At 35.3% G+C, this 24605-nt stretch carries 25 protein-coding genes; 22 read left to right on the forward strand and 3 right to left on the reverse strand.

All coding sequences use genetic code 11. From position 1 onward, the window contains the following. Window positions 1-63 precede the first annotated feature (63 nt). Complete coding sequence (locus C7390_RS03220; RefSeq protein WP_116443600.1) at window positions 64-537, reverse strand: hypothetical protein; 474 nt, start codon at window positions 535-537, stop codon at window positions 64-66. Between the two features lie 564 nt (window positions 538-1101). Here C7390_RS03220 and C7390_RS03225 point away from each other — a divergent pair. The 4 genes from C7390_RS03225 to C7390_RS03240 all read left to right on the forward strand — a co-directional run bounded on the left by C7390_RS03225 (window position 1102) and on the right by C7390_RS03240 (window position 5510). Beyond that, the gene (locus C7390_RS03225) at window positions 1102-1995 is read left to right on the forward strand and encodes a zinc dependent phospholipase C family protein (protein ID WP_070101459.1); all 894 of its coding nucleotides are present in this window, start codon (window positions 1102-1104) and stop codon (window positions 1993-1995) included. Continuing rightward, a complete protein-coding gene (locus C7390_RS03230) occupies window positions 1985-3313 on the forward strand; it encodes an MFS transporter (RefSeq protein WP_116443601.1) in 1329 nt (442 codons plus the stop codon). Before C7390_RS03225 ends, C7390_RS03230 begins: the two co-directional genes overlap by 11 nt. 178 nt (window positions 3314-3491) lie before the next feature. Further along, on the forward strand, window positions 3492-4118 hold the full coding sequence (locus C7390_RS03235) for a methylated-DNA--[protein]-cysteine S-methyltransferase (RefSeq protein ID WP_116443602.1): 627 nt from the start codon (window positions 3492-3494) through the stop codon (window positions 4116-4118). A gap of 207 nt (window positions 4119-4325) precedes the next feature. Continuing rightward, complete coding sequence (locus tag C7390_RS03240) at window positions 4326-5510, forward strand: pyridoxal phosphate-dependent aminotransferase (protein WP_116443603.1); 1185 nt, start codon at window positions 4326-4328, stop codon at window positions 5508-5510. Here C7390_RS03240 and C7390_RS03245 read toward each other — a convergent pair whose 3' ends face one another. After that, window positions 5511-6389 (reverse strand): YitT family protein, encoded by an 879-nt coding sequence (locus C7390_RS03245; protein WP_022503018.1) that lies wholly within the window; start codon window positions 6387-6389, stop codon window positions 5511-5513. 265 nt (window positions 6390-6654) lie between these two features. Between C7390_RS03245 and metF the strand changes: the two genes are divergently transcribed. The 18 genes from metF to C7390_RS03335 all read left to right on the forward strand — a co-directional run bounded on the left by metF (window position 6655) and on the right by C7390_RS03335 (window position 22800). Further along, window positions 6655-7521 carry a methylenetetrahydrofolate reductase [NAD(P)H] gene (metF, locus tag C7390_RS03250; protein WP_022503017.1) on the forward strand — a complete coding sequence of 289 codons (867 nt, stop codon included), beginning with the start codon at window positions 6655-6657 and terminating at the stop codon, window positions 7519-7521. 1 nt (window position 7522) lies between these two features. Next, window positions 7523-8158: an MBL fold metallo-hydrolase gene (locus tag C7390_RS03255; protein WP_116443604.1), complete on the forward strand. Its 636-nt coding sequence runs from the start codon at window positions 7523-7525 to the stop codon at window positions 8156-8158. Between the two features lie 133 nt (window positions 8159-8291). Continuing rightward, the gene (locus C7390_RS03260) at window positions 8292-9050 is read left to right on the forward strand and encodes an SDR family NAD(P)-dependent oxidoreductase (RefSeq protein WP_090139599.1); all 759 of its coding nucleotides are present in this window, start codon (window positions 8292-8294) and stop codon (window positions 9048-9050) included. Between the two features lie 389 nt (window positions 9051-9439). Then, window positions 9440-10306: a deoxyribonuclease IV gene (locus C7390_RS03265; protein WP_116443605.1), complete on the forward strand. Its 867-nt coding sequence runs from the start codon at window positions 9440-9442 to the stop codon at window positions 10304-10306. A 73-nt stretch (window positions 10307-10379) separates the two neighbouring features. Next, a complete protein-coding gene (locus C7390_RS03270) occupies window positions 10380-10595 on the forward strand; it encodes a hypothetical protein (RefSeq protein WP_022503013.1) in 216 nt (71 codons plus the stop codon). A gap of 6 nt (window positions 10596-10601) precedes the next feature. Next, window positions 10602-11015, forward strand: coding sequence for a hypothetical protein (locus C7390_RS03275; RefSeq protein WP_022503012.1), 414 nt, complete (start codon window positions 10602-10604; stop codon window positions 11013-11015). Window positions 11016-11028: 13 nt separating this feature from the next. Further along, window positions 11029-11880 carry a DNA/RNA non-specific endonuclease gene (locus C7390_RS03280; RefSeq protein WP_116443606.1) on the forward strand — a complete coding sequence of 284 codons (852 nt, stop codon included), beginning with the start codon at window positions 11029-11031 and terminating at the stop codon, window positions 11878-11880. 148 nt (window positions 11881-12028) lie between these two features. Beyond that, the gene (locus C7390_RS03285) at window positions 12029-12715 is read left to right on the forward strand and encodes a hypothetical protein (protein ID WP_116443607.1); all 687 of its coding nucleotides are present in this window, start codon (window positions 12029-12031) and stop codon (window positions 12713-12715) included. A gap of 5 nt (window positions 12716-12720) precedes the next feature. After that, on the forward strand, window positions 12721-13470 hold the full coding sequence (locus tag C7390_RS03290; RefSeq protein ID WP_022503009.1) for a SipW-dependent-type signal peptide-containing protein: 750 nt from the start codon (window positions 12721-12723) through the stop codon (window positions 13468-13470). Between the two features lie 121 nt (window positions 13471-13591). Beyond that, window positions 13592-14194 carry a TasA family protein gene (locus C7390_RS03295; protein ID WP_022503008.1) on the forward strand — a complete coding sequence of 201 codons (603 nt, stop codon included), beginning with the start codon at window positions 13592-13594 and terminating at the stop codon, window positions 14192-14194. Window positions 14195-14323: 129 nt separating this feature from the next. Next, on the forward strand, window positions 14324-14917 hold the full coding sequence (locus tag C7390_RS03300) for a hypothetical protein (RefSeq protein ID WP_055306380.1): 594 nt from the start codon (window positions 14324-14326) through the stop codon (window positions 14915-14917). 8 nt (window positions 14918-14925) lie between these two features. Then, window positions 14926-15594 carry an LPXTG cell wall anchor domain-containing protein gene (locus C7390_RS03305; protein WP_055306381.1) on the forward strand — a complete coding sequence of 223 codons (669 nt, stop codon included), beginning with the start codon at window positions 14926-14928 and terminating at the stop codon, window positions 15592-15594. Window positions 15595-15596: 2 nt separating this feature from the next. Further along, window positions 15597-16751 carry an AfsR/SARP family transcriptional regulator gene (locus tag C7390_RS03310; protein WP_055175735.1) on the forward strand — a complete coding sequence of 385 codons (1155 nt, stop codon included), beginning with the start codon at window positions 15597-15599 and terminating at the stop codon, window positions 16749-16751. A gap of 25 nt (window positions 16752-16776) precedes the next feature. After that, the gene (locus C7390_RS03315) at window positions 16777-19752 is read left to right on the forward strand and encodes a SpaA isopeptide-forming pilin-related protein (RefSeq protein WP_116443608.1); all 2976 of its coding nucleotides are present in this window, start codon (window positions 16777-16779) and stop codon (window positions 19750-19752) included. Between the two features lie 16 nt (window positions 19753-19768). Further along, window positions 19769-20152 carry a signal peptidase I gene (locus C7390_RS03320; protein ID WP_055175728.1) on the forward strand — a complete coding sequence of 128 codons (384 nt, stop codon included), beginning with the start codon at window positions 19769-19771 and terminating at the stop codon, window positions 20150-20152. A gap of 131 nt (window positions 20153-20283) precedes the next feature. Continuing rightward, window positions 20284-20997, forward strand: coding sequence for a hypothetical protein (locus C7390_RS03325; RefSeq protein ID WP_055175724.1), 714 nt, complete (start codon window positions 20284-20286; stop codon window positions 20995-20997). A gap of 247 nt (window positions 20998-21244) precedes the next feature. Beyond that, window positions 21245-22312 (forward strand): GGDEF domain-containing protein, encoded by a 1068-nt coding sequence (locus tag C7390_RS03330; RefSeq protein WP_116443609.1) that lies wholly within the window; start codon window positions 21245-21247, stop codon window positions 22310-22312. Window positions 22313-22443: 131 nt separating this feature from the next. Beyond that, a complete protein-coding gene (locus tag C7390_RS03335) occupies window positions 22444-22800 on the forward strand; it encodes a PilZ domain-containing protein (RefSeq protein ID WP_022503000.1) in 357 nt (118 codons plus the stop codon). Between the two features lie 165 nt (window positions 22801-22965). Here C7390_RS03335 and C7390_RS03340 read toward each other — a convergent pair whose 3' ends face one another. Next, on the reverse strand, window positions 22966-24546 hold the full coding sequence (locus tag C7390_RS03340) for an LCP family protein (RefSeq protein ID WP_318295546.1): 1581 nt from the start codon (window positions 24544-24546) through the stop codon (window positions 22966-22968). Window positions 24547-24605: the final 59 nt, after the last annotated feature.

A 24605-nucleotide genomic window follows, 5' to 3' on the forward strand; every position in this document is an offset into this window, starting at 1 on the left:
TAATCACTTCCTCTCTGTGATTTCTAAAAAATTCCGACAATACATTCTCAGCGATACATTCATCTACAGCCTCTGTAACAGCAGTGCGGATATCAATTTTTCAATATCAGTCTTTATACGCACCTTATTAACAAATGTCATATAGTCCTTAAGTGTCTCACATTTAGAAAGAAATTCAGAGCTATATGTATACATATTTGTCCTGTTGAAATTATTATTATCCTTTGAATTCCTGCCAGAACCATTACTATACTTTGAATTAATAGTACGAGCCTTATTACCAGCATAATTATCAGTATTGATATTGATAACTCTTACAGTAAGTTCAAGCTCAGGATTGTCGACATTTTTCTCATACATATCTGATAGTCGGAGAGTGCTTTCCGCCTCAAGTGGCTGTTGTCCTGAATTAATATCATCAATAGTATGCTGACTTGTATTCGTTGTTGATGACTTTATGTCAGTTACTGCATTTATAGTGCTGTCTGCTGAATGTCCAGCCTGCCTTGTATTGTCTGTAATATTAGTATTTTCCATAAGTTCTCCAATCTGTGGTAATGATGCCTGACAGCATAGCAGTTATATAAAATAATGACATAGCATTTAAACAGATGTTTGTTGTGATACTGTCATATACATTATCTGACAATATTGGAGAAATAAAAAATATATATCTTTATTACATTCTATCATTGGGAAAATGTTATGACAAGAAGAAAAATGCTGTTAATCCACAGATGATAAATTTCATACAAATCTGTTATTACTGACATTATAAATAAAGCTATGCGTTAAATAAATATAGTTATAAAATGAATTATTACGCGTAAATATATATTATATATAACATATATTAAATAGAAATGCAATAGCAAATGTGCTTAAAAAGTTATAAAGTATATGAAATCAATAAATCCACCGTAATTATATTTCGTGCAAATATTTTATGGGCTTTTATTATACCTGAAATATATATTAATTTACATCAATTTTATCAATTTATACTACAATATTTACAGTCCTGTAATAAACTTCAATGACATAAAGAACAGATATAAAAATGTTCTATAACATATTTTAATTGAAAAATGGGAGGAAAATATGCCATCAACATATGCACATTATAGAATGGGGCAGCAGGTACGTTCTATGCTTGACGGTAATGAGAAAAAGATAGTTGAGAAATATCCTCAATTATATCTTATTGGATTACATGGACCAGATATTTTGTTTTATTATAAGCCATTAAAGTCTAATTCAATTAACAGTATTGGGTATGAATTGCACAAACATTCAGGTAAGGAATTTTTTGAAAGAGCAAGAAAAGTAATATCAGAAAAGAAAGACAGAGAGCCATATCTGGCTTACACATACGGTGTTCTTAATCATTTTGCACTTGATGTAAGCAGTCATGGTTATATTGAACAAAAAATAAATGAAAGCGGAATATCGCATGCAGAGATAGAAGTGGAATTTGACAGAGAACTTATGATTATGGATAAGAAAAATCCAATAACACAGTCGCTGGTAAGGCATATTATTCCGTCAGAGGAGAATGCAAAGGTAATAAGTGAATTTTATCCAGGTACAACTATGCAGGACGTGAAAAAGGCACTTGAAGGAATGATTTCCTACAACAATCTGCTTGTTGCACCATCGCATATAAAACGCTGGTTTATATATCTTTTACTTAAGGTATCAGGCAATTATAAGGAAATGCACGGCTTGATTGTGAATTACCATAAGAATAAGGCGTGCAATGACAGCACGGTGAAATTGTTATCGTTATACAGACACGCGAAGAACACGGCATATCAGTCAATTATTAAATTCGACGGATTTTTAAATAATGATTGTGAGCTGGATAAAGCATTTAATTATAGCTTTGGTTCGGTTCTTATAGAAGGTTGTGATAATAATCAGAAACAGTGTATATCGGATAATATTCAGAATGTGGAAAGCTTTATAAGGAAAGAGGTGCAGTATGAGGGGTAAAAGCAATAACAGATTTAAGCTTACAACTAATGAAAAAGGCTGGATATTATATGATGTTGGTAATTCGGCATTTATTCTTATGGTGTCTACGATATTACCTATATATTTTAATTATCTTGCAGAAAATGCAGGAATATCATCAGTAGATTATCTTGCATACTGGGGATATGCAGCTTCTATTGTGACACTGATTGTAGCAGTGTTAGGACCGGTGCTTGGAACGCTCGCAGATACGAAAGGTTTTAAAAAGCCTATATTCTCAGGTTGTGTAATAGCTGGCTGTCTTGCGTGTGTGGCAATGGGCATTACAGGTTCGTGGATATCATTTCTTGTTGTATTCGTAATTGCGAAGGTATGTTTTTCTGCAAGTCTTGTATTTTATGACTCTATGTTATCAGATGTCACGACAGACGAGAGAATGGATATTGTATCGTCAAATGGATACGCTTACGGATATGCTGGAAGCTGTATTCCATTTATTATAAGCCTTATCTTTGTATTAGGATACAATAAAATAGGAATTTCTCTGAGTGCGGCAATGCTCATATCATTTGTAATAGTAGCTTTATGGTGGTTCTTAATGACAGTTCCGCTTATTAAGAATTATAAGCAGATTAATTATGTTGAAAGAAAGCCACACGCAGTAAAGGAAAGCTTTGTAAGAATTAAGGATACACTCTGTGGAGTTGTAAAGCAGAAGAAAATATTCTTGTTCCTTGTAGCATTTTTCTTCTATATTGACGGCGTGTATACAATAATAGATATGGCGACAGCTTATGGTTCAGCACTTGGACTTAATTCAACGGGGCTGCTTCTGGCACTTCTTGTTACACAGCTTGTAGCATTTCCATTTGCTATTATATTCGGAAGGCTTGCCTCAAAATACAGCACAGGACGTCTTATAACTGCCTGCATAATAGCGTACATAGGAATTACAGTATTTGCAGTATTTATGAAAAGCCAGTGGCAGTTCTGGGTATTAGCTATATTTGTTGGTATGTTTCAGGGCGGCATACAGGCGTTGTCACGTTCTTATTTTGCAAAGATAATACCGGCTGAAAGGTCAGGAGAATATTTCGGACTTATGGATATATGCGGAAAAGGAGCTTCTTTTTTGGGAACATTGGTTGTAGGTGCAGCTTCTCAGATATTTGGAAGCATTAATATCGGTGTGTCTATGATAGTGTTATTGTTTACGGCAGGGCTTGTGTTATTTATAATGACAGATAAGCTTGACAGCAAAGAGGCAGATTTGGATATAGAAAATGGTATGATTGCCAATAACAGCTTTGCAGAAGGTAAGGCAGTTAATAATTAACAGTTCAATATATCAAATAATGTATTACTGTTTACAGTGAGTATGTTAAAAGTTATACTGTGGTTATAAGGTTAAATATTTAATCTGACAACGCAGAATACTATTAATAATATGAACTGTAAACAGTTTTTTTAAATTAACAACAGATACATTGATTAAATAAAGAGGGAGGAAAGTTATGCAGAGCAGAAAAGAAGCACTGGACTATGGTTTGACATTTCCTGATACATATGTAGAAACACCTTTTCGCGATACTAACTGGCAGTTAGTGAGGGTTAAAGGCAGCAAGAAGGCTTTTTTATGGATATATGAGAAAGACGGATACGTTAATCTGAATGTGAAGGCAGATAAAGAATGGAGAGATTACTGGAGAAGTGCTTTCAAATCGGTGATTCCCGGATGGCACCAGAACAAGGAGAACTGGAACACAATAATTCTCGATGGTTCAGTGCCAGATGATGCTATTAAGACAATGATTAAGGAAAGCTACGAGCTTGTTACTGATAATCCAACAAAAAGGATATATGAAGCGGTAAAGAAAATACCTAAGGGCTGTGTTGCGACCTATGGACAGATAGCGGAGCTTGCTGGTAATAAAGGAATGGCAAGAGCAGTAGGTAATGCACTTCATAGAAATCCTGATCCAGATAATATACCATGTTACAGGGTTGTTAATTCCAAGGGAGAACTGTCGGGTGCATTTGCATTTGGCGGTGCAGGACAACAGGGGCAGCTGCTTAAGGCAGATGGGATTGAAGTAGTTAATGGGAAAGTTGACCTTAAAGTGTATAGTATGAAATTCTAAACAATATGTCAGATTATATGCAGAAGCACAGAAGTAATTATACATTATTGATATAAAAAATAGTGTATAACTGCACAATAATGCACACAATCCAGGTAATATACTATTAACATATGATAAAAGTATGTTATACTGATAAGGCAGTACAATATATGTTTGTTACTGTGGAAAGATTAAATATCCGGTAATTGGAAGAAAGAGCAGATTATGAAAGAATTAAGCGAGAGAACGAAAGATTTTACAGATTCTGTTATAAGAAGAATGACAAGAATAGCCAATAAATATGGTGCAGTGAATTTATCACAGGGCTTTCCAGATTTTGACCCACCTAAGCAGATAACAGACAGACTGTCAGAGGTTGCAAGTGAAGGACCTCATCAGTATGCTTTGACTTGGGGAGCTAAGAATTTCAGAGATGCAATAGCTGCCAAATATGAACATTTTTCAGGAATTAAGGTTGACCCTGAATCAGAGATTGTAGTTACATGTGGAAGTACAGAGGCTATGATGGCGACAATGTTAAGCATTACCAATCCTAAGGATAAGGTAGTAATCTTCTCACCATTTTACGAGAATTATGGTGCAGATACTATTCTTTCAGGAGCAGAACCGATATATGTTCCACTTGTTCCACCAGATTTTACATTTAGCATTGAGCAGTTAGAAAATGCTTTTAAACAGGGAGCGAAAGCACTTATCCTGTGCAATCCGTCAAATCCTTGTGGAAAGGTATTTACATTCGAGGAATTAACTGCAATAGCAGATGTCGTAAAGAAATATGATGCCTATGTTGTGACAGATGAAGTGTATGAGCATATTGTGTACGCACCTAACAAACATATATATATGCAGGCACTTGACGGAATGAGAGAAAGAACTATCGTATGTAATTCATTGTCAAAGACATATTCTATTACAGGCTGGAGACTTGGATATGTAATTGCTAATCCTGAAATAATCGACAGGGTTAAGAAGGTACACGATTTTCTTACAGTAGGTGCGGCCGCACCACTTATGGAGGCCGCAACAGTTGGATTGAAATTCGATGACAAGTATTATGATGAACTTGCGGCACATTATGCACATATGAAAGAGGTATTTGTCGGCGGTTTAGAAAAGCTTGGTTTAAAATATACAGACCCACAGGGTGCTTATTATGTGCTTGTTGATGTGAGTGAATTTGGAGTAAAAGATGATGTGAAGTTCTGTGAATGGCTGGCACAGTATGTAGGGGTTGCGGCAGTACCGGGTTCAAGCTTCTTTAGGGAAGATGTACATAATCTTATAAGATTTCATTTTGCCAAGCAGGACGATACACTTAATGAAGCAATTAATCGTCTTGCTGGCTTAAGAAAGGCTGTAGCTGAAGCTGGAGATGTTGAGTGGAGATAATCAATCGTGAGGGATATCGTGAAAACGTCCATCTAGTTCTTCGGTTTTAACTATATTTATAAAGGCGTGAGGATCAGCACTTCGTATAAGCGGTATAAGCTGTCTTGTTGCCTCTGAATGAATTACAGAGTAAAGAAGTGTCTTTTCCCTGCCTTCATAACAGCCAACTCCCTTGAATAGAGTAGCATCGTGATGAGTAGTTTCTTTAATAATCTGGTATATTTCATCAGACTTGTCTGAGATAATAAAAAGAGTTTCCTTCTTGTAACGCTTATATAACCACTGGATAACCTGAGTACTACAGAACTGGTATATGATTGAGTAAAGAGCGATTGACCAGCCAAACATAGCACCGGCAATAGCAAGCATTACAACATTTCCAAGCAGAATATAGTTCCAGGCATCTATTCCTTTTTCGTGTGATAAGAATATGCTTATAAAATCTGTACCACCGGTTGTTGCACCAGCGTTAAGGCATAAGCTTATTGCAAATCCATTGATAATTCCACCAAACACGCTTATCAAAAGCACGTCATTAGTGAATACATAAGGTGGAAGAATATCCACAAATATACTTGATAAAAATATAACTATAATTGAGTAAATGGTAAATTTCTTTCCGATGTATTTGAATGCAATATAAGTAGGAAAAAGATTAAGTGCAATATTAAATATACTGAAAGGTATAGTTATATGTAAGAACTTAATGATTATTTCCTGTAAAAGCAGGGAAAGTCCTGAAAATCCTCCAGGGAAAAGTCCTGCGGTCTTAGCAAAACAGCGCAAATTCCACGCATATAATATTGATGCAAATGTAATAATAAAAAGCCTGAACACCTGATAGAACTTAGGGTGTTTAGCTTCGAATGACTGAAACATAGAACCTCCTTATAAATAATTAGTATTATGAAAAACAGGCTATATAATAGCACATTATAATTAAAGCTTCCATAGTAATTATTAATCTTTTAGCGCATTTTATTGAATTATATAAATAATAGAGTTATCATAATTATATTAATCAAAATAATTGTAATGGTTAAAATAATTTAATTGATTAATATAGTTAAAATAATTGTATTGATTAAAGTAATTATATTAATCAGATAGTAAGTAAAGATACAGACGAGGCAGGTAAAAGATATTGAAGATAAGAGATATTATAGACAGGGAACAGGAAACATTATCAATGGAGGTATTCCCACCAAAGAAAGACACGGATTTTGAGATGGTTAAGGAGGCAGCTTTACATATAGCCTCATTGAAACCAAGCTTTATGAGCGTTACATATGGAGCGGGAGGAAGCACTAAGGGCAATACAATTAAACTTGCAAGTGAAATCCAGAAGCAGTATCAGGTTCCAGCAATGGCACATCTTACTTGTGTATGTGCAACTAAAGAAAGCATTAATACAGCTTTAACAGAGATGAAGCAGGCTGGAATTGAAAATATTCTTGCACTCCGCGGAGATATTCCTAAAGATTATGACGGAGAAGTATTTACAGAATTTCAACACGCTTCACAGCTTGTAGAACTGATTAAAAAGACTGGTGATTTCTGTGTTGGTGGTGCGTGTTATCCAGAAGTACACCCAGATTCCAAGAATAAGTTTGATGATATTAATGGTCTTAAGGAAAAGGTTAAGGCAGGCTGTGAATTTCTTACAACACAGATGTTCTTTGATAATAACATTTTCTTTAACTTTATGTACAGGGTAAGGGAAGCTGGCATACATATTCCAATAATACCGGGAATTATGCCTATTACCAAGAGAGCACAGGTTAAGAATGCTGTTAAATTATCAGGCTGCAATGTGCCGGAAAGATTTAAGAATATTATTGATAAATATGGTGATACAGAAAATGCTATGAAACAGGCGGGGGTTATATATGCCTCAGACCAGATTATAGACCTGCTGGCTAATGGTGTTAAGAATATTCATATATATTCAATGAATAAGCCTGAGATTGCAAAAGGAATTCAGGATAATCTTAAAGGAATAATTCTGTAATATGAATTCACAAGTTGTTGAAAAAGTATCATTAGTCAGGGAAGATGAGAATATAAGTTATATTACGCCGACAAGAAATCCGTTGTCGTGTACAGTTGTAATTGTAGAAACCGGACATAATATATGGCTTTATGATACAGGAAGCCATTCTGATATACCGGCAATGATTAATTCTTATAATCAGGCTGAAAAAAATATTAATATAGTTCTGTCTCATTTTCACCCGGACCATATAAAAAATGTGTCTGATATACATTTTAAGAATATGTATCAGGGAAAGAATACATTAAGATATACAGGAATGGGTGATATTGTTACAGATGATATGTATATTGATGATGATATAAGGCTTCATATATTTCCAATAGCTTCAAGCCACGCAAAGGGGTGTCTTGCGTTGGTGGTTAAAGACATATGTTATGTTGGTGATGCACTTTATCCGGCAACAGGTCCGCAATTCAGAAGATACAACGCAGGACTTCTGCTTGAACAGTTAAGGCAGATAGAAAGCTGTAATGCTAAGTATATTTCACTCAGTCATAGAACACATTTTAAATATTCCAAAAGAGCGGTTGTAAGATGGTTGAAAGCAATATATAAGCTTCGGGGAGCGAATGAGGCTTATATATATCTGTAAAAAGTTGTCAGATAATGTTTACAAATAGATAATATAATTGTACAATATTATACATAAAGAGCATATATATGCAAAATGATATGTGCAAATTGTATATATAGTAGAATATTCGTGAACAGAATGGAGGATTATTATGGGACGTTTAGACGGTAAAGTTGCAGTTATTACAGGTGGTAACTCTGGTGTTGGAGCAGCTACAGCGAAGTTATTTGCAAAAGAGGGAGCTACAGTTGTTATCACAGCAAGAAGAGAGGCGGCATTAAAGGAAGTTGCTGATGAGATTACAGCGGCAGGTGGTGAAGTATATGCTATATCAACAGATATATCAAAGCCTGAAGACCCAGAGGCACTTATGCAGAAGGTAATGGATAAGTATGGAAAGATAGATATACTTGTTAATAATGCAGGTATTCTTGAGCAGGGACTTAAGCCAATCGACAGATTTCTTGATGAAGATATGGATAGAATTATTGAAACTAATGAAAAAGGAACTATGCGTTGTATGAAAGCTGCTTCCAAGAGAATGAAGAGCGGTGCATCAATTGTAAATGTAGCTTCTGTAGCAGGTGAGAAGGGCTGTGGAGGAGCTGCATATGTAGCTTCTAAGGCGGCAGTTATAGGACTTACCAAGCATACAGCATTAAGATTTCAGAAAGACGGAATTCGTTGTAATGCCATATGTCCAGGCAATATAATTACACCTATGACTATGGGAACAGACCCAGCGGCACTTGACCCGGATATGATAGGTGCTATGATGAACCATAGTGATATTAAAGCACCATCTTGTACAGCAGAGGATGTTGCTAATGTTATTATATTCTTTGCAAGCGATGAAGCCAAAGCAATAACAGGCCAGATTATAGTAACAGATTATGGTGCAATGCTTTAATTATTAAGAACAGGATTTTTAAGCCTGATAAGAGAAATTAATTAAAATAATATTTTATATGCATAATAAGAGATATTGATTAGCGTATCAATATCTCTTTTTTAATGAAATATTATAAAATATCTCAACTGGATAATTTAGTTTTGACATATTATCCGTCATAATTTATGCTATAATGTGCGTAAGCAATGAGCCGTGCAGGATAAAAGAATAAAAAAGAACTGTGCTTGCACAAAGTACTTTTTTATTTTTTTATCCTATAGGGCGAACGCCCGACAGTGTAAGAAAGCATAGATTTCTTACACTTGCACGGTGGAGTATATAATTTATAATATTATATGCTTAAAAAATAAGAAATTAAGAAATATTAGAAACAGGAGTTTCACAGAATGAGTAAAATAAAATTAGGCTGTCACGTTGGAATGGCAGGAAAAGAAATGTTCTTAGCATCAGCTAAGGAAGCCGCTTCATATGGAGCTAATGTATTTATGTTATACACAGGTGCACCACAGAACACCAGACGTAAAGATATATCAGAGCTTAACATAGAAGCTGGCTGGGAATATGCAAGACAGCACGGAATTGAGGAAATCGTGGTACACGCTCCTTATATAATTAACCTTGCGAATACTGTTAAGCCAGAGACATATGAGCTCGCAGTTGAATTCCTTGAAAAAGAGATAATCCGTACAGCGGCAATGAGAAGCCGCATTATGGTGCTCCATCCGGGAAGTCACGTTAATGCAGGGGTGGAAGCAGGAATTGCACAGGTTATAAAAGGTCTTAATACAGTGCTTAACCAGAATGATGACGATGTTTATATTGCCCTTGAAACTATGGCAGGAAAAGGCAGCGAAGTTGGGCGTACATTTGAAGAACTAAAAGCAATATATGATGGTGTTGATAAGAAAGACAGATTAAGAGTATGCTTTGATACTTGTCACGTTAATGATGCAGGATATGATATTGTCAATCATTATGATGAAGTATTTGAAGAATTTGATAAGGTAATCGGTCTTGACCAGATAGCGGTATTTCATATTAATGACAGTATGAATCCATTGGGAGCACACAAGGACAGACACGCCAATATTGATAAAGGAAGTATCGGGTATGAAACACTTCACAGACTTGTACACGATGAAAGATTTATTGATGTGCCAAAGATATTAGAGACACCTTGGCTTGCCGAGGAAGGTACAGACAAGAAGACAAAGCCACCATATAAAGAAGAAATAGAGTGGCTTCTTAAATAGTACCTCTTATAATAATTGTAGGGATAATGCAGAAAATAGTATTTGAAATAATAATATAGAAATGAGGCACAGTATGTTTATACAGGATGATAATACATATAATAACCTGAGAGAAAAGTCATTCTTGCAGTGGCTTGATGATTGCAGTAAGCACGAGGATATAGCTGTAAGAGGCGGCGTTAAGCTTGCTTATGAGTATGTAGAGATGCTTAACAATGAGATTAAAAGGCTCAAGGAACAGAATGAGTTAAAGAATGAATATTTAAAGAAAATATCAGGAAAGAAATAAAGAATTATGATAGCAATTGTAACAATTGATGATAATAACGGAATGATGTTTAATAAACGCAGACAGAGCAAGGATATCAGGCTTATTGAGAGGATTCTTGATATTGCAGGAACTAATAGAATATGGGTGTCTGAGTACAGCAGTCAGTTATTTGATACTTCTAAAGATAATATTATCGTGGATAATTCATATACAGAGGCACAGGCGCAAGATTACTGTTTTGTGGAAAATGTTGATATAAATGAGTTACAGGATAACATAAGTAAGATTTATGTGTATAAGTGGAATAGAAAATATCCGTCAGACGTTACATTTCCGGCAGCAATGCTTGATAATTACCAATTGGAAAATGTATCGGAATTTGAGGGTAATTCCCACGATAAAATAACAGAAGAAATATATATAAGGAGTAAGGTGTAATTATTGTGAAGTTATGTTAAATAGAATATTGTCAAGTAAAGAAAAAATTAATACGTCAAATAAGCGTCTATGTAAGGTACTGTCTGCATTAATTCTTGTCTTATCATTAGTATTAAGCTTAGCAGGCTGTTCAGGTGCTGATATTGCAGACAGCATTAACCCGTCACAGAATGAGAGTACAACTGTACAGACTGATAAGGCAGGTGGCAGTAATTCCTCCAATAAGAATAATTCCGCAGATAAGAATGATACATTAGCGGCGGGAACGGATAGTGCGGACTGGCGTGCTACATTACCAGAATACAGTGACAGTCCATATGTTATAGTTAATAATAATGAACCATTTTTTACAGAAAATGATATGACAGCGGACTCTTTTGAGTATTATGGTGAGTTAGACGAGCTTGGAAGATGTACAGTAGCTTATGCAAGCATAGGAAAAGACTTAATGCCAACAGAGAAACGTGGCTCAATAGGTTCTGTAAAACCTACAGGCTGGCATACAGTAAAATATGATATAGTAGACGGAAAATATCTTTATAACAGATGTCATCTTATAGGTTACCAGCTTACAGCAGAGAATGCCAACAAGAATAATCTTATAACAGGAACGAGATATCTTAATGTTGATGGTATGCTTTTATTTGAAAATATGGTAGCAGACTATATTAAAGAAACTAATAATCACGTTCTGTACAGGGTTACACCGATATTTACAGGAGATAACCTGCTTGCAGATGGAGTACTTATGGAGGCTGAGTCTGTTGAGGATAATGGAGAGGGAATTTCATATAATGTATTCTGCTATAATGTCCAGCCTGGTGTAAAGATTGATTACGTTACAGGTGACAGTTCACTTGAATAAATTAGTATAAGAAATCAGTGGTAAGAAAAATCAGTGGTAAGAGAAATCTTATCACTGATTTTTTTGTAAATATTTTCCTGTGTGACTTTCGTGTGACCAGAATGGGTAATAATACCGCAGTAAAGTAAATAAAGAAAGGAAGCACTGTATGAAAGGTAAGCAAAAGATACTGTTGTTAGTGTGTTCTGTTATTGTAGTTGTGTCAGTCAGTGGTATGGCTGCATACGCTTTGTTAAAGACGGTAACAGAAACTAAGACCAATGTATTTGCGTCGGATAAATCCATAAGTATTGACCTGACAGAACCGCAATGGGAGAGATATGGAAAAGAAGCAGCTAAGGTATATGTGCCGGGGCAGACAATTGATAAAGACCCAACCGTAAGCCTTAATGATGAAAGTATCAGTGCATATGTGGCATTAAAGGTTCAGTTCTTTGATGAGAAGAATAACGAACTCACATTCAGGGAATTTGCTGACAGATATCTTTATGGAGGTTCAGAGCTTGCTAATGCAGGAATTGACTGGTCTAAAGATTGGACATTTATTGGAAATGCCAATTCAGATTTAGAAAATGATGAATATGCAAGCCGGCTTATGTATATGTATAATAAGCCGCTTGATAAAGATAATGCCAACACAGATATTAAAGAAAATGTTTCAAAGCCTTTATTTACTAAAGTGCATTTAAGCAATGAGATTACAGCAGATAACACAACTAAGAGATTACCTGAGTTTAATATCAAGGTTACGGCATATGCAGTTCAGGCAGAGGGCGTATCAGTAGAGGAAGCGAAGAATTCGTTATTGGAAATGAGTATTGTTAGGGAGGATTAATTATTATGACAACTTGTAAGAAGATTACATTAACAGCAGCAGCTATGGTACTTTCAGCAGGTCTTGCAGTAGGAGGTACATTAGCATATCTTAATGCAGTAACAGAAACTAAGACCAATACATTTACTTCAAGCCGTAATATTACAACAACACTTACAGAAACAGAATGGACCAGTGATTCAGGAAAGAATTATCTTCCAGGAGATGTAATAAAGAAAAATCCTGTTATGAATAACGAATCAGATCAGCCTGTCTATATGGCAGTTAAGGTTGATTATTTAGATGATAAGGGCAATCTTATGAGTGCAGAAGAATTCAAAAAATATGCCACAATCACAGATTACGACAATGATAACTGGAAAATGGCGACAGTCAATTCAGACGGAAGTGAAGTGTGGATATATATGACAGCCGTTGAAGCAGGAGAGTCAACAGAAGCATTATTTAACAATGTTACAGTTAATGCTGGAATAACAGAAGAATGGTCAAGTGCAGCTAAGACAACAACTATCTATAAGTGTGATGCAGACGGCAATAAGTTATCAATAATTGATACAACTAAGGAACAGTACGACCCAACTGTTATATACAAGGATGCAGATGGTAACATTGTAAGTGCAGGTACACTTCCTACATTCAATATCAAGGTTACAGGTTTTGCAGTTCAGGCATCAACATTTGCTGATTACAACGAGGCACAGCCAGAACTTATCAAGCTTGTAAACAGCAAGACATCTGCTGATGCACAGTTCTAATAAAATGTATTATATTGAATAAATCGGACAGTGCTTTTTGCGTTATATTATTGAAATTGTATTATATCATTGGAATTGAACAATAACAGTATAATATTTATTTATTCAGGAAAGAGGTTATATGGTTAATAAGAAGAAATTAACTGCCGGTGTAGCAGCTTTGATACTTTGCATTACAGGGGTGACTTACGGAACACTTGCATATTTTACAGATAAGGATACAAGAGCAAATGTAATAACTATAGGACACGTTACAGGAACTTTGACAGAAACAGATGAGCATATGCGAGATGATAATACGACAGGTAAAGATTATACGAATGTAAAGCCGGGTGATGTGCTTGATAAAGATCCGACAGTGACACTTGATAAAGAGTCAGAAGATGCTTATGTAAGAGTGAGCATTAATTATGAGGGACTTACTAAGGAGCAGGCATTAGCTATTGAGAATAATCTTGATATTAGTGCTGGCTGGACTAAGTCAGAGGATGGTTATTATTACTATAATGAGATACTTTCTAATAAAACAGGAGCAATCAATTCATCAAAAGTATTCTCTAAAGTTACTATTCCAACAGAATGGGGCAATGAGATTGCAGGAATAACATTTAATATTAACGTTAAGGCAGAATTTATCCAGTCTGATAATTTTACACCTGTAACTGATGAAGCTGGTAATATTACAGGATGGGGCAATGTGGCTATTGAAAAAAGCTTAAAGTAATTCAAGCGTTATTAATATGCAGCAAAAGTTGTCATATATATTACACCAGCCCAATATAATAATAAATGTAATGATGTCAGGGGCAGATTAATAATTTGCCCCTTAATTAAATGAAATGAGAGGAAGTATATGAAAAGATTCATATTAGTTGGTACGGCAATACTTGTTATTGCTGGTTTATACACGGGAAAGACAATGGCAAAAAATCGTGTGTCAGCATACGTTGATAAGACAGTTACGACATCTTCGTTAGACTTAAGCTTGTGTGTAAGTGGTGCGGGAATTGATGATAAGGGCAATATGCAGACTAACGGAATTAACACAATAGATGACACTATTGAACAGAGAGTATCTGTGCTTAATAGTGGAGAGAAGGCACAATATGTCCGTGTAAAGATTAGCAAGGATAACTGGGTTAATATCAATATGATTAATAAAGATGATTGGATAGTACCCGATAATCATACAGATAGTGAAAATGTATATGTATATTATAATAAGGTATTAAATCCAGGTGAGAGAACACCAGAGCTTATGGATTCAATAATACTCTTTGATTCGAAATCTGAGAACACTAATAAATACAGCGGAAAGACTATTAATATTAATTGGGATGCAGAAGCAGTCCAGACAGTTGCGGCCGGTGATGCTATGCTGACAGAATGGGGAGTTGAAGCTGAATTAGGTGATGATGGCAGCCTTAAAGCTGTATCTGACAGGTAGGAGGAGATATGCTTTTAAAGAAATTAGTGGCGGTAGTATCTGCCGTAGTTGTTATTGCAGTGCCATATGTTAAAGTCTTGGCAGATGATACGGTTATAACACTTGATGAAACAGCTAAGAAATTCGTAGTGATTGATAAAAATCTTGAGTACAGGGATATGCTTCCAGGAGAGGAGAGAAGTTCAGTTATTAAGATATCCAACAGTTCAGCAGAGAATATGGAATTCTATATTAATGGAAAAGTTCTTGATAACCTTGCAGATAAAGGAACTGGAGATCAGACGGCAGTATATGGAATTAAGCTTTATAAAAATGCAGATACAGAGCCTTTTTATAATGAACTTATAGGTAACAGCAGTAAGACACAGTCTGACAAGTCGTTTTTTGATGAAGATGTCAGGATTGCACAATTAAGTAAGGGTGAGAGCTGTGATATAAAGCTTGTATTGTATATAGATGGTCGTTCTATGGACAATTCTTATATGAATAAGCAGGGACAGTTGGAGATTACGGTTAATGCAGAACAGCCAGATTTGCAGGATACAGTAAGCAATAATGTGATTACAGCGGTAAAGACAGGTGATAGTAATAATATATTATTATATATAATTGTGGCACTTGCAGGCATAGCAGGAATAGCTGGTGTTGTTGTAATGAGGCAGAGGAACAGGCAGTAATAATGTATAAATCAGAAACTGATACGCAGGAGTTGAAAGTTACGTTTTTAGATGATTTTAAAATCACTTATAAAGATAAAGAGCTTTCACAAAAGAGTATCAATTCTGATAAGGTGACAAGACTTCTGGCATATCTTATATGTCATAAGGAAAATGTTGTGAGTGTCGGGGAGTTATCTGATGTCCTTTGGACAGAGGGTGAATGTGACGACCCTGCCAATGCACTTAAAAATCTTGTATACAGGGCAAGAAGCGTATTAAAAAGCCAGCTTGGAATCAACCCTATAAAGACATTAATGGGAAGCTACTGCTGGAATGATAATGTTAATACAGTTATAGATACTGAGCAGTTCGAGAAGCTGTGCAACAGGGCAGAATGTGAGCCGGATATTAAAGAGCGTATATCATACAGTGCTTATGCAATAGACATTTATAAAAAGAAATTCTTTAATAAATATTCATATGAATACTGGGTTGTCACATTCAGCGTGTATTATCATTCAAGGTATCTAGAGGTTGTTAAAAATGTATTGCAGGATTTATATGGTGAGGGTGATTATGACAGGATTGAACAAATCGGACATAGAGCCATAATGATAGATGGATTAGATGAAGATATACAATTCTATTATATTAAGTCACTGATTGCTAAGAATAAAATAGCAGAAGCGGCAGGGCATTATGAGAAGGTGAAGGATTTGTTAAAAGAACAGCTTAATGTAAGCCCTGGAAGAAAGTTAATGGAACTATATAACCAGCTTCTTATAATGACACATTCAGCCAGATCGGATATAAGGACTGTAAGAAGAGAGCTTTATGCAGGCAGGACAGCTTTAAAGGGGGCTTTATTCTGCGATTATAATAGTTTTAAGAAAAGCTTTGAATTGGAACTTAGAAGAAGACAGAGAAGTAATTGTTTTTTTACAATTGTGCTTGTCACTGTAAATGGCAGGAACAGCGCACATATAAAGAATACATTGCTGGCTTCATTAAGGGAAGGAGATCTGATTTCACAGTACAATAAATGGCAGTATGTGATTATGCTTACGCAGTGTGATTATAACAATGCGTTAGTTGTTGTCAGAAGGATTAAAGGAAATCTTAGAGTAAAAAAGCTTGATGAGAGTATAGAGTACGCAATAGAAAGAATACAGTAGTAATGGAAAGGTGAAAGGAGCTGACATGGGAATTAACTGGAAGCACAGGAAGGTTATTGTTTCTATTGTGATGTGTGTGTTATTGTGTGTGACAGCTATAACAGCAATGATGTATACAGCATTTGGAGCAGGCAGCAGTAATATAAAAAATGTTAATGCAATACAGGTGTATTCTAATGATAAGGCAGGAAGTGCAGATACATCAGAAGGTACAGACACTACAGGAAATATAGATAAGGCAGGTAGTACAGATACTACGGGAAATGCGGATACACCAGGTGTTAGTAAATTGGCGGCATCAGATAACGTGCTTGAGGGATATTGCACATTTTATGATTATGTAGTTGCACCATATAAAGGAAATGTGTATGGCTGGGGTTATAAGGAATATCCAAAGAGAAGTATTAATACTTCATCTAATTACGCTGACAATGGAAAGCCAAAGCTTACTGTTGGAACCATAGACCAGAACTTCAGGGCTAACCAGCACAATTGTTATGTTAATGGACTTAATGTCAACACCTGTATATATTACAATGGTGGAATTAAGACAACAGGCTCATTCAGCGGAGTAAAAAAAGATTATATGAATGCTTCGCAGGGAATTATTTATGGGCTTGATAAGGAAAATTATAAAAATGTATTGTTCAATGTTGATGAGCCGGGATTATTTTCTGATGCTAAGAAGACAGGAAAGACAATATATAACAATTATAAATTGACATTTGATAAACAGGATAATGGTAATGACAGCAGCACTTACACATTAAAAAGCGTAACTTCGCCATCAGGCGATGTGACATTGGCGGGAGATAATTTCTTCCCATTAAATAATGCGGACTCCAATGTGTTAGACTGCGGTTATAATGCAGCTAATGGACAGAAGGGTACTAACTATTATTTCGGAATGAGATATGATATTTCATTCTCGCTTAATGGTTATACAGGCGACCTTTTATATAAGTTCACAGGTGATGATGATTTGTGGGTATTTGTCGATGGTGAGCTTGTTCTTGATCTTGGTGGAATACATCCTGAATGTGGTGGTGATGTAGACCTCTGGCAGACAGGGCCTATAGCGAGGGAATTACAGACTGTTGCAAGCAGGGATAAAGTAAATATGTCAACTAACCACACAATAACAGTTCTTTATATGGAGAGAGGTGGTAATGCCTCTAACTGTAATATGAAGTTTATTGTTCCTAATTCAGCAAGAATTGATATTGCGGATAGTGGCAATCTTAATTTTAAAAAGATTGATGATAGGGGTAATGGGCTTGCTAATGCAGTGTTTGGAATTACAAGTAAAGATAATAAGGAAAATGCTTTAACTAAAACAAGTGTATCTGATAAGAATGGTATAGTAAGCTTTGATAATCTTCCAGTTGGAAAATACATTTTAAAAGAAATAACAGCACCAGACGGCTACACAGGTTCAGGTGAGGAATACAATGTCGAGGTTGTACTTGATGAGAATGACAGTTCAACAGCTATAGCCACGCTCACTGACAACAGTGGAAATGTAATTGCTGTTACAAGAACTAAAGTACAGTATATAGACGGCAAGAAGAGTTATGCGGTTGAAAATGTATTTAACAGCAGTATTGTCAATACAAGAAATGTAAGCATAGAGGATTTTATCGTTGATAAGCAGGTAAGGGTAGAGGATTGGGATAACCGCACATATAAGATTAATCTTATGACAGGTATCAGCAATAATAATGGAAGCTATGCAGAAGGTGATGTGATTAATAATGTAATAATAAGAGATTACATTGATTCGAGATTTGACATTATAGCTGATAATAACGAGATAGTTACGGCTGATAAAGCGGCTGACCAGCCATACAGTGTGAATGGCGGTAATATAAAGTATGATAAGGAAAGAAATCTTCTGTATGTAGAATGGGATAACCAGTCAGTACAGTATTCTGATAGTAAGCTGTATACCTGGGAGAAAAGCATATTCGTAAAGGCAAAGGACAATTATATAGGTGGTAATAATGTCACGACTAATGCTTCGGCTTCTGGTGTAATTATCAATGGAGGTATTAAGGAATTCGATACACCGACGGTTAATGTAAAAGTCAACGGAACTCTTAAGTGCAGGGAAAATGTAATATTTTACGGAGAAAATATTACCTCAGCAGATTATGAAATGTCCGAAATGTTCAAACTTAACGGCAATATCCGTGAAGACGGAAATGCATTAACAGAGCAGGATTATTATACGGAGTGGTATGAGGATAATAATGGAACATTAGGAAGTGTTATAACTAAGGCAGATGTTATTAACAGAATTAATAGTAATGCCAGCACAGGAAGTGACAGCGTATATTATGTGAAAGGATTTTATAATGTAACACCTGTAAGTAATAGCGATGAGTGTACTATTAATACAGATGGACATATAGCAAGCAGCATAATATACAACAATGACGAGCCAGGTGATCATTATGGCAGTGATTGTGCGTGCTATAGAATAAAGGTTGTTAAGGGGCAGCTTGATATAACTAAATATATTGATGAGCAGTATATTGATAACAAAGTTATAAGAGCTAACCAGACATTTATATTCAGAATAGAGCAGTATGGTGTTGTGAATGAAGATAATACAGAGAACAAGGGTGCATTAGAGGCGGTATTCTATGCCACAGCTTCATTTGATGCCAATGGTGATGTATTGTCAGCGACAAGTACAGTGACTGGTTTAAAGAAAGGCTTTTATAGTGTTATAGAGGAAGAAAGCTGGACACCGGAATATACCTTAATTAAAAAGAGTGATAACTATTCTGGCAATGACTCCTATAAGGAATGTGAGGATATATTTATAGGAAAGAGAATAGATGGCACAAAACCGGAATTCTTCGGGCTTGATAAACTGCATTATGGAAATACTGCTGATGGAGATAAGGCACAGGCAGATTTTAGCAATGTTATTAAGAAGAATTATAACTGGTTAAGAGATGCAGCATCAGCAGTTAATAAGTTTATAAGATAATGCACGAGAGGGGAATATGAAAAAGTTTATAAAAATTGTCACGGATATTCTGTTGGTGATTGTGTTGGTTATGGCGGCAGTTCTATATATTCCAAGGCTTATGGGACTTAAGACTTATAAGGTGCTGTCGGGAAGCATGGAGCCTGAATATCACGTTGGAAGTGTTGTATATGTGGAAAAATCATTAATTGATGATATTGAGGTTGGTGATGTTATTACATTTTATATTAATGATAATACAGTCGTCACACACAGGGTTGTTGATAAAGATGATGACACTGAGAGCTTTCGAACCAAAGGAGATGCGAATGAGATAGAAGATGGCGGAAGTGTAGCTTATGATAAGGTTGTGGGGAAAGTGGTGCTAAACGTGCCATATCTTGGATACATTTTAAGATAGAGAGAGCCTTATAGGTATTAAGCTTCTCAATAGTTATACTGTATATTATGAATGGTTTACAGGTTATAAAATTTATAAAGTTCATAAGAGGTAATAATTAGAAAAAATAACTGGAAGGAAGTCAGAAGTATATGGGAAAGTTAAAAAAGACTGCACTGGTGGCTGGAATAACTGTATTACTTATGAGTGCTGCTGCCGGGACTGCTTATGCACTGCTTAATGCAAGGACAGTGACAGTGGCTAACCAGTTCGCAGGTGCGGTGGTTAATATAGGTGTAGTTGAGCAATTCACCGATGATAATACAATAATATATGAAGATATGGGTGAACAGCTTACGGATAATATTAATGACGTTTATGATAGAATCAAAGACGACAATACTACGAGAACCAAAGAAATAGCTGTAAAGAATATTAATTCAGAGGAGTATCCTACAACTGATACTTATGTGAGAGTAAGGTTAGTACCTATGATTATATACGATGACAGCAAGGAAAATATTAAGGCGGGAATTGCAGGAAATATAGCCGCTGTTGATATGAGGGGCAAGGTCAGTTATTCTTATGCCAATGAGTTAAAGAGTAAAGATGATGTCAATAAAGATATTCAGGATAATGAAGATTTAACCGGAAGCTGGTTCTATATGGATAATTCTTCATCTGATGATAATGAGAGATATTATTATTATAGTGTGCCGGTTGCACCGGGGGATATGACCTCACGTTTGATTAATAATGTCACATATGCAGGTGATATTCCAGAAAATGCACATTTTGAATTAAAGGTACTTGCAGAGGGGGTGTCTTCTAAGCAGGAAGACAGCAGGGCAGACTGGGGCTTATAGTTATGCAGTTTAATGCTGTTATTATTGATTATATTATAGCAATGTAATATTATTCTATATTTGAAATATAAATATATAGTAAATACTACAGGGACTAAGGTACAGATATAGTACTTTAGTCCCTAATTATTCATACTTTTTTCATAAACTTCTATTGCCCTGTATAAAGGTATATTGTATAATGCAGTTTATGTTTAGAACTTATAATATTTAATTGAGAGCTAATAAAGATTAAGAAGGTAGTATAATGGTTAATAAAGAGCTTAAGAAAAACAGTAAGATAAGAACAGTAAATATGATGATACAGAGTGCATTGATTATTATACTTATTGTATTGGTTGCTAATATGATGGTAGAGATTAAAAATCTTCAGGGAACTGCAAGAGTAATTAATTATGCAGGACTTGTGAGAGGTGCAACACAGAGGGCAGTTAAGCTTGAGGTTATCGGTAATTCCGATGATGAGCTAATAGAATATCTTGATGATGTCCTTGCAGATTTGAAGTATGAAGATGGTGAGTATAATCTTGTAAGCTTACGCGATACAGACTACCAGAAGAAGCTTGATATACAGATTGATTACTGGGGTAAGCTTAAGAATGAGATTAATAATGTAAGGGAAAACGGAGTTGATAATTCAGATATTGTTGATATGAGTGAGATGTATTTTTCGCTTGCAGACCAGACAGTATCTGCGGCAGAAAGATATTCAGAGGGCATAGCCGACAATATCCATTTTATAGAGACAATTACAGTTATTGATATGGCAGGGCTGCTTTTACTTATAATTATTCAGATGATACAGGCAATTATAATTGTAAGAAAGAATAAAGTGCTTGAACAGAAAGCATATCTGGATGCTCATACAGGACTTCCTAATAAGAGCAGATGTGAAGAGGTATTCCACGATTTAAGATTTCTTGACAGGAATGTTGCTTGTATAATGTTTGACCTTAATAATCTGAAGATTGCAAATGACACATTAGGACATTCTGTTGGTGACCAGTTGATTGTTAATTTTGCCAATATATTAAGAAATGTCATACCGTCAAAGGAATTTGTTGGAAGATATGGCGGAGATGAGTTTGTTGCAGTTATCAGGGATATGCCTAAGGAAGATGTTATTGGCTTGCTTGAAAAGTTAAAGGAAGAGGTTGACGATTTTAACGACCACGGAAAGAATATTAAGATAAGTTATGCGTATGGCTGGGCATTTTCTGATGATTATACAGAATGTACGCTTAGAACATTGTTTGACAGGGCGGATAAGCATATGTACGAGAATAAACGCCTTGTAAAATTAGCACAACAATAAAATATTAATTTATACAAAATTAATAAAAATGTAATAAAATATTATAAATAATAGAAATATGTCGAATAATGTGATAATATATACAAGTATTATACAATTTTATATTATATTGAATGGGAGATGGATGTAATATGGGTGCTGAGATGAGAAAAGCAAGGAGAACAGATATAGATGTAACGGTATCACTTAATCAGCTAGGGGTAAATGCCGCAGATCGTATTCAAAATAAAGCTGATGTTCACGTTGTAGACATATCTAAAGGTGGGATAGCATTTAAGTCTGGCTATGATTTTAAAGTTAATTCTTTTTATGACACGGTTATAACTCTTGCTAATGGCGAAAAGCTTTACGTTGTAGTTGAAATCCTACACAGAGATTCTTGTGAGAATGACGAGTATATGTATGGCTGTAGATTTGTTGGAATAGGTGCAGAAGACCAGTTCAAGATTGAAGCCTACCAGATAGTAGATACAGGTAGTGCGATATAGATATTATTATGTAACTACATATAACTGGACATAATTTTATATTTATAGTAGTGACATATAATTATCTATGACAAATTAATATTTAACATATAAATCCCCATTGAAATGTTTGCTTTCAATGGGGATTTATATGTGTTTATTTTAAATATTATTTAATAAAGCTTATTAGTTATCTGAATTAAGGTATGTGTCAACATCGAAGGTTTCACCAGCGATAACCTTATTCATAAGCTTGGTTGCTGTGCTTATATCTTCTTCGTATGGAAGTACGATAGAAGCACCATATACATTAGATACCTCAAGATGACGATATTCATCAGTCTTACCAGATATACTGTATGTCTGTATATTCCAAGGTGTGCTGTTGCTTAACTGTAACTTTACAAGGTCAGATATTGCACTTGAAGGTATATTTGTTAAGAACATATCACTAACTGTATCCATAACTGCTGAGTAGCGTGTAAGTATTGCAGGTGATGTGGCCTTTTGAATAATACCTTTAATAACGGCTGTCTGATTACGTCCACGCTGGAAATCACCAGCTGCAAAGGCTTTACGTTCTCTTGCGAAAGCAATAGCCTTTTCTCCATCACATTCATTAGCACCCTGAACAAAATGGTAAGAAACAGGAGCAGCTTCCCATCCATTGGTAAATTCTATCTCTGATTCAATTGTAATACCACCGAGGGCATCAATAACTGCCTGTGAACCAGCAAAATTAATCTTTACATAATAGTCAATATTAATTCCGTACAGATTTTCAAGGGCTTCGATAGATTTATCGACACCATAAGAACCTGCATGTGCAAGCTTGTCATAACCGGTTATACCTGATGAATTACTGATTTTAATATAGGAATCACGAGGTGTAGTAACAAGTAATACCTGCTTGGTTTCTGGATTGATAACTGCAAGAATATTAACATCACTTAATGCCTTGCTTGCAAGCTTGGTATCTTCGCCATCATCACTTGATATACCTGAAACATATATAATGAAAGGATCACGTTTTACATTTACATTAGAGGCATCAAGTTCAACCTTTTCTTTGTATTCGTAAGTCTTAATTATCTTTATGCTATCCTCAAAATCAGGAAATTCCTGAGATATAATACTCATCATAGAGTGATTGATAACGATAGCCTGAACATTTTTATTATCATAAAGTGCATTAACAAGATTAGACCAGTTAGTATATTCAGTTGGCTTGATTGTCTTGCCGGTTTCTGAACTAATGCTTTCAATGGAGGTATTGATATTGGCATTGCTTGCAGTTGAATTAATGGCAAATTTGTAATTAGCTGCATCATTTAAGTTCTGTGCCTTGTCATTTGAAAGCACGCACACATCAACAATGTCTATCTCAACATTGGCAGCACCAAGTTTGTCCAGTACGGAGTCAAATTTGGCGGCAAACAGATATGTGAATAATATAAGGCAGGACAGCATAACCGATATAAGCTTTCCTAGTATGTGTGATTTCGTGAATTGTGATGTAAAATCATACAGTACTAATAATATAAGTATGATATTAATCATAAATAAATATTTAAACGGAAGAATATCAAGTTTAAACATTTTTAGTAAAAATAACACTGTCAGGACAAGCTGTATAAGAACCAGCACAGAGCCAATAGCGAAAGCCCATGCACGGCGTTTCTTTTTACGTTCGATTTTTGAGAGTGATACCTTAGGTTTGAAAAGGTACTGCATATCATTCTTTACAGAAAATGTATTTTTAGCCATAACTTTTTTCCTCATAGATTTATAATATAGTTTAAATACAAACATAAGACAGTTTAGCA

Origin of the sequence: Bacteroides galacturonicus (assembly GCF_003096855.1) — a bacterium.
Lineage (GTDB): Bacteria > Bacillota > Clostridia > Lachnospirales > Lachnospiraceae > Lachnospira > Lachnospira rogosae.

Bases quoted from the DNA above. Each gene is read 5' to 3' on its own strand.
- C7390_RS03330 (WP_116443609.1), top strand. From the start codon at position 21,245: ATGGTTAATAAAGAGCTTAAGAAAAACAGTAAGATAAGAACAGTAAAT.
- C7390_RS03325 (WP_055175724.1), top strand. From the start codon at position 20,284: ATGGGAAAGTTAAAAAAGACTGCACTGGTGGCTGGAATAACTGTATTA.
- C7390_RS03310 (WP_055175735.1), top strand. From the start codon at position 15,597: ATGTATAAATCAGAAACTGATACGCAGGAGTTGAAAGTTACGTTTTTA.
- C7390_RS03275 (WP_022503012.1), top strand. From the start codon at position 10,602: ATGATAGCAATTGTAACAATTGATGATAATAACGGAATGATGTTTAAT.
- C7390_RS03290 (WP_022503009.1), top strand. From the start codon at position 12,721: ATGACAACTTGTAAGAAGATTACATTAACAGCAGCAGCTATGGTACTT.
- C7390_RS03280 (WP_116443606.1), top strand. From the start codon at position 11,029: ATGTTAAATAGAATATTGTCAAGTAAAGAAAAAATTAATACGTCAAAT.
- C7390_RS03240 (WP_116443603.1), top strand. From the start codon at position 4,326: ATGAAAGAATTAAGCGAGAGAACGAAAGATTTTACAGATTCTGTTATA.
- C7390_RS03320 (WP_055175728.1), top strand. From the start codon at position 19,769: ATGAAAAAGTTTATAAAAATTGTCACGGATATTCTGTTGGTGATTGTG.
- C7390_RS03305 (WP_055306381.1), top strand. From the start codon at position 14,926: ATGCTTTTAAAGAAATTAGTGGCGGTAGTATCTGCCGTAGTTGTTATT.
- C7390_RS03235 (WP_116443602.1), top strand. From the start codon at position 3,492: ATGCAGAGCAGAAAAGAAGCACTGGACTATGGTTTGACATTTCCTGAT.
- C7390_RS03265 (WP_116443605.1), top strand. From the start codon at position 9,440: ATGAGTAAAATAAAATTAGGCTGTCACGTTGGAATGGCAGGAAAAGAA.
- C7390_RS03315 (WP_116443608.1), top strand. From the start codon at position 16,777: ATGGGAATTAACTGGAAGCACAGGAAGGTTATTGTTTCTATTGTGATG.
- C7390_RS03255 (WP_116443604.1), top strand. From the start codon at position 7,523: ATGAATTCACAAGTTGTTGAAAAAGTATCATTAGTCAGGGAAGATGAG.
- C7390_RS03245 (WP_022503018.1), bottom strand. From the start codon at position 6,389: ATGTTTCAGTCATTCGAAGCTAAACACCCTAAGTTCTATCAGGTGTTC.
- C7390_RS03295 (WP_022503008.1), top strand. From the start codon at position 13,592: ATGGTTAATAAGAAGAAATTAACTGCCGGTGTAGCAGCTTTGATACTT.
- C7390_RS03230 (WP_116443601.1), top strand. From the start codon at position 1,985: ATGAGGGGTAAAAGCAATAACAGATTTAAGCTTACAACTAATGAAAAA.
- C7390_RS03270 (WP_022503013.1), top strand. From the start codon at position 10,380: ATGTTTATACAGGATGATAATACATATAATAACCTGAGAGAAAAGTCA.
- C7390_RS03335 (WP_022503000.1), top strand. From the start codon at position 22,444: ATGGGTGCTGAGATGAGAAAAGCAAGGAGAACAGATATAGATGTAACG.
- C7390_RS03300 (WP_055306380.1), top strand. From the start codon at position 14,324: ATGAAAAGATTCATATTAGTTGGTACGGCAATACTTGTTATTGCTGGT.
- C7390_RS03225 (WP_070101459.1), top strand. From the start codon at position 1,102: ATGCCATCAACATATGCACATTATAGAATGGGGCAGCAGGTACGTTCT.
- C7390_RS03260 (WP_090139599.1), top strand. From the start codon at position 8,292: ATGGGACGTTTAGACGGTAAAGTTGCAGTTATTACAGGTGGTAACTCT.
- C7390_RS03220 (WP_116443600.1), bottom strand. From the start codon at position 537: ATGGAAAATACTAATATTACAGACAATACAAGGCAGGCTGGACATTCA.
- C7390_RS03285 (WP_116443607.1), top strand. From the start codon at position 12,029: ATGAAAGGTAAGCAAAAGATACTGTTGTTAGTGTGTTCTGTTATTGTA.
- C7390_RS03340 (WP_318295546.1), bottom strand. From the start codon at position 24,546: ATGGCTAAAAATACATTTTCTGTAAAGAATGATATGCAGTACCTTTTC.